The 5,151-nt window shown below is 36.5% G+C and carries 4 protein-coding genes, 1 tRNA gene and 1 pseudogene (1 of these 6 only partly in view); 5 read left to right on the top strand and 1 reads right to left on the bottom strand.

Annotated elements, in window-relative coordinates:
- Positions 1-1,325: pseudogene (locus tag HZC31_00785) on the bottom strand (HAMP domain-containing protein); it reaches 205 nt to the left of the window's first position.
- An 85-nt stretch (positions 1,326-1,410) separates the two neighbouring features.
- Here HZC31_00785 and HZC31_00780 point away from each other — a divergent pair.
- From HZC31_00780 to HZC31_00760, 5 genes are all read left to right on the top strand, one after another.
- The gene (locus HZC31_00780; GenBank protein MBI5001899.1) at positions 1,411-1,599 is read left to right on the top strand and encodes a hypothetical protein; all 189 of its coding nucleotides are present in this window, start codon (positions 1,411-1,413) and stop codon (positions 1,597-1,599) included.
- Between the two features lie 57 nt (positions 1,600-1,656).
- Positions 1,657-1,745: transfer RNA gene (locus tag HZC31_00775), tRNA-Arg, on the top strand.
- A 197-nt stretch (positions 1,746-1,942) separates the two neighbouring features.
- Entirely contained in the window at positions 1,943-2,539 is a 597-nt protein-coding gene (locus tag HZC31_00770; protein MBI5001898.1) for a hypothetical protein, read from the top strand.
- Positions 2,517-3,275 carry a nucleotidyl transferase AbiEii/AbiGii toxin family protein gene (locus HZC31_00765; protein ID MBI5001897.1) on the top strand — a complete coding sequence of 253 codons (759 nt, stop codon included), beginning with the start codon at positions 2,517-2,519 and terminating at the stop codon, positions 3,273-3,275. Before HZC31_00770 ends, HZC31_00765 begins: the two co-directional genes overlap by 23 nt.
- 1,337 nt (positions 3,276-4,612) lie before the next feature.
- Positions 4,613-5,151 (top strand): hypothetical protein (locus HZC31_00760; GenBank protein MBI5001896.1); only part of this gene is annotated, 539 nt, incomplete at its 3' end.

Below are 5,151 nucleotides of genomic sequence, written 5' to 3'. Positions count from 1 at the left end.
TGCCTACGAAGATGGGACTCCACTTGGTAGAACTTATCGAAGAGGTGAGGTATATGCTTCTTCGCAATGCCTATACCTGTATCACTGACTGAAATAAGAATAGAATCTTTGCGATCAGTCACGCGAACAGTAATCTTTCCTGCTTTAGGAGTAAATTTCGCGGCATTACTCAATAAATTCGTAAGCACTTGTGTAATTTTATTTTTATCGGCGACAACAGAAGCAAGTTTTTCAGGAACAATTTTCCTTAATTCAATTCCTTTTTCTTTAATCATGTGCAACGCAGGGGAGTGCATAATGCACTCCTCAATATTGGTATCTTCAAGATTCAAGTTTGCTTTGCCTGCTTCAAGTTTAGAAAGATCAAGAATATCGTTGACAAGCAACGTAAGCCGTTTTGTTTCACCAACAATAATGTCCGCTGCTTTTTGCTGCTGCTCTGCAAGAGCGCCAAGCTTTCCCTGTTGAAGCAATTCCGCGTACCCACGCATGCTCGTCAATGGAGTTCGCAATTCATGGCTGACAATACTGACGAATTCAGTTTTCATGTTTTCGACTTCGCGCATTTTGGTAATGTCTTCGATGACAATCACGCTGCCACCATCTTTGTGAAAACTTTCCTGGCGAAGGGGTCCAACAGTTGCTTTCAATGTTTTTCGTGGTTCTTTGGATTCAAATTCTTTAACAATAATGCGATTCTTTTTGCTGAGGAACAAACCTTCATCCTCAAAAAGATCGTAGAAAATTGTCGCGATGCCGCTTTTCGTCATGTGCAGAATATTTTTGCCAATAATCTTTGACGCTTCGACTTCAAAGATTTTTTCAGCAGCGCGGTTGAAGAGCACGACTTCATGATCTTTGTTTGTAACAATAACACCATCCGCCATACTATCAATGATCAGCTCAGCTTTTGTTTTTTCAAGGATTGCTTTTTCAGTGGATTTTGTTTCTTTTTCAATCGAAGTGCGAAGTTTTCTGATCATTTCGTTGAATGCTTCGACAAGTCTGCCGATCTCATCGTTGCTGTATTTTTTGATTTGATAATCAAGTTTTCCCTGACCAACGAGTTGTGTTCCGATAATGAGTTTGTCAACGGGTTCAAGAATGGTATAAGAAAATGCGACAATGATGACAATGGAGATGAGAAGCGTAATGCCATACACAATGAGGAAGTCTTTGTAAAAGAGCACATCGTAGAGCGTGCTTCCTGCAGGAACTTTATCTTCATTCTGTAAGTATGCGACGTAGGAAGTGACAATAAAGCTGAAGGAAATAAGAAGGATAAGAGAGACCAAAATAATTTTTGTTTTAATGTTTAAGACCATGATGATCTTTGAGATGTTTTTGCTTATAAATTCTTCTACCTCTCTTTTCACAAGCTTTAAATATCATCCGAAGAATCATCCTCTCATGACAATGAAGAAGTGCAATTTCTGTCCAAATCAAGTTCCTGAACATGGACAATGTAATAAGTGTGGATTTATTGACGGTCTTCAACGCCAGCCTCATGAAGAAGAGTTTAAACGCGCGCGAAAGATAAACAAAGAAAATAATTATCCGCAGTTTGTGAATATTGATATGATGCTCCTTGATGAATAAGTTTTTCTTTCTTGATTGTAAACTTTATTAAACAGAACAAAGAAACTCTTTGTATCTGTCCCTGTGGCGCAGTTGGATAGCGCAGCTGCCTCCTATTTATCTGAGAAGTAAGCAGCAGGTCCCGTGTTCAAATCACGGCAGGGACGCTTTACTTTAATTAGAACGTCCAAAAACAAGAATATTTATTTGTAACATCAATTAGTTAGAAATTAAGTAATTGATGTTACAGCATGGAAGAACTTCGAAGTAAAGAAGGAGATAAACATATTGGTATTACTTATAAAGAAGAGAGATTACCAATATATTAGTAAAGTATATAAATAACCTTGCTTACCAATAGGGTATGGCAAGAAACAATGCAAAAGCAAGACGAATCATCTTGGAGTTACTTCATCATCTTGATGGATCTCTCACCAAATACCGTTTGGCAAAAGAAACAGAAACCAACATTTCCTGGGTTATTGGACTTTTACGAAAATTAGAGGAGAAGAAGCTAGCGAAGGGAACAAAAGTGCTCCATATGGATAAACTCATTGATTATTACCTTGCTATGGAAAAACAGCAAAAACATTTTGATTTTTTCATCCAACAACCACAGGAGTATTTCCTCTCTCAAAAGAAAACACATGCTTTAACAACATATGCAGCTGAAAATAGTATTTCCCATCATCTTTTCCTCACACGATTTGATGCGTATGTCAAAGAAGAAGACATACAAGCATGGAAAGATGACTTATTCAAGAAAGGATTGATTGGAAGAGGAAATATCCGCCTTATTGTTGCACATGACAATTATATTTTTAAGTTTACACAAACTATCAAAGGATTACGTGTGGTGACAACTCCATTATTACTCATTGACCTGAAGCGAGAAGGGGGAGTCTGTATAGAAGCGTATGAATATTTGGTGAAAAAATATGTATCTGAACAAAGAAACTGAAATATCATATCATTATTTGCAACAAGTGATTAGGTATCTTGATGAACCTCTTTGTTTGCTCGGAGGTTGGGCTGTTTACTTTACAGTCAATTCTCGTTTTGAAAAAGACAGAGGAAGATCTTATCTTGGCTCTCGTGACATTGATCTTGGTTTTCATGATGTAAAGACAATGAAAAAAACAATGGAGAAATTAGAGCAGCTTGGTTTTAAGAGATTGTCTTTTCGCTACTTCAAAGAATTACATACAGAAACAATGCGAGAGTTGGATAAAGAAGAAGCGAGAAAAGTGCCATTGCACGATATCTTTCCTATGTATGTTGACTTGATTATTGCAAAGACAGATGCTTCCATGAAAACAAAGCTTGGTTTTATGCCTGTTGATGAACCATTATTACTACATGTTTTTGAAAAAGGAAAAAAGAACGATGTGAAAGAGTTTGGCAAGCATGTCATGATGCCAAGTCCTTCTTTGTTGATAGCAATGAAGATTTGCTCGATTAAGGAAAGAGATAAAGAGCACAAACGAATCAAGGATTTCTGCGATTTGACAGCGCTTTGTTTGTATAGTGGTATTGCAGTTGAGCATTTGAAAGAAGAAGTACACTCTTTTGTTTCTGAGAATAAAGTAAAAGAGAATCTTCGAGCATTAGATAAAGCAGATTATGCGCAGGTTGTGAAATTTTTAGGCATTGATGAAACCATTCTTGTTAATTTGATAGATAAATTGACCATGTAAGTAACTCAGTTTATTTATAAACGATACTTACATGCCTCTTTCAGTTTTTCCAGTATTTGTATCCACTCAAGAAATTAAGAAATGATCGATACGCTTCAATTCAGATTCTTCGTTCGGCAGGGACGTCTTTTTCTCAAAGAAGAGAAGACAATTTTATAAAGAACAATTACTTCTCAATAAGGATGATAAAGAAACTACAAAAGTTTTCAGTAAAGTGGCCTTTTTTGATTGCTTTAACACTTGTTGTGCTTGGAATCCCTTTATATTTCTTATACCTTCAAGATTATTTTGAAGAACAGACATTGCTTAACGATCTTGCAGAAAGAAAAGAAACAATTGAAACATTGCACGCAGAGAGCGTAAAACTCAGTGCAGAATATGCAACTGCAACAGCGTTTACAACTTCTCTAGAAATATATTTACAGTTTAATGAAACCGCAACAAAAGAGGAAGAAGAACTGAAAGAGTTGAAGGTGTTTATTTCTATTTACGCAGACGTATTGAATAACGCAAGCGTTAATAGTGCTGATGAAGAAGTGTTTATAGCAGAAAAAGAAAATGCATTCAAAGAAATTAAAAAAACAACAGAACTTGAGTATACTCTTTTTTCATATCTGAATAACATTGACGAACAAGAGTATAATGTTTCTTTGATCGACTCATCAATAAGCAGCTATGATGAATCTGCAGCAAATCAGGAAGTACTCGCTGCTCTCTATGTAGAGAAGCTTCGACTTCTGAATGCAATCTTGATGAATGAGAATGAATTAGAGACATTCATTAAGGAACATGAAGATGAACTTTTAATATATAACTTCTCAACAAGAATGTACATTTCTGCTTATCCAGAAAATCCTTCGGGAGGATATAATAAATGGAGTACTTCCCTTCATCCAGATTCACTTAGTTCATGGACAGAAAGTGCTCTTTCGATTATCAACCTTGAAATAATAGAAACAAATGCAAAAGTAAAATCACTCTCCACGCCTCTTTACAATGTGGAAATAACTCCTCTTTATGAAAGCGAAATAATGTATGGATTTTTAGACCAGATGAGTTCTTTTGGAGATCCACCTATAACTTTTACTATTGAGAATAAAAGAGATACACCGGTAAATCTAATTTTAGTTGCAGAAATTCAAGGATATACGACTGAAGCACGAAAATCAGTGACTATTGATGCAGGAGAAAGTGAAGAGGTTGAACTTTCATTTTCAACACTTTCATCTGCGGAAGTATCAGAGAAAAAAACAACAGCAATACAATACACTGTTTACTCAGATGGGAAAATAGTTATAGAAAATGCATTACCTGTTGCCCTTTATCCGAAAAACGTTATGATCTGGAATAATAACCTTACACATGGAGATATGCTTATTGCAGGTTTTGTAACACCGCATGCTCCAGAAGTAAAAGAGCTGTTGCGTGAAGCAGCAGAGTATGCGCCAGGAAATACATTAAGTAATCTCTGCAATTGGTGTGAAACCAGTAATGATTGGAGATTAACAATGCAAGCAGAGATTAAAGCAATATATAGTGCACTCAAGTACAGGTATGATATTACATATGTCAACACTCCTATCGCGTATGGTGATGCGGAAACCGCAGTATACCAGACAGTATATCTTCCATCAGAATCATTAATATATAAATCCGCAAACTGCATGGACGGCACAGTTCTATTTGCCTCCGCACTGGAAGCAATAGGAATAGATGCGTATATTTTCCTTGTCCCAGGACATGCTCTTGTTGATGTTTTGGAACTACCTATAACTGGGAAAGAAGAAGATGCTGTTGATCAGCTCTCAACTTTATTGCTTATTTATGGCGGTTGGGATCAAGCTGCTCTACGGGGTGCTGTCTGGTTCTATCTTTC

The organism is Candidatus Woesearchaeota archaeon (genome assembly GCA_016214075.1).
Taxonomy (GTDB): domain Archaea; phylum Nanobdellota; class Nanobdellia; order Woesearchaeales; family DSVV01; genus JACRPI01.
Note: the sequence above shows the minus strand (reverse complement) of the source record. Positions and strands in the feature narration are given on the sequence as shown.

Coding starts and splice junctions, on each gene's coding strand:
- HZC31_00780 (MBI5001899.1), top strand. CDS start 1,411: ATGACAATGAAGAAGTGCAATTTCTGTCCAAATCAAGTTCCTGAACAT.
- HZC31_00770 (MBI5001898.1), top strand. CDS start 1,943: ATGGCAAGAAACAATGCAAAAGCAAGACGAATCATCTTGGAGTTACTT.
- HZC31_00765 (MBI5001897.1), top strand. CDS start 2,517: ATGTATCTGAACAAAGAAACTGAAATATCATATCATTATTTGCAACAA.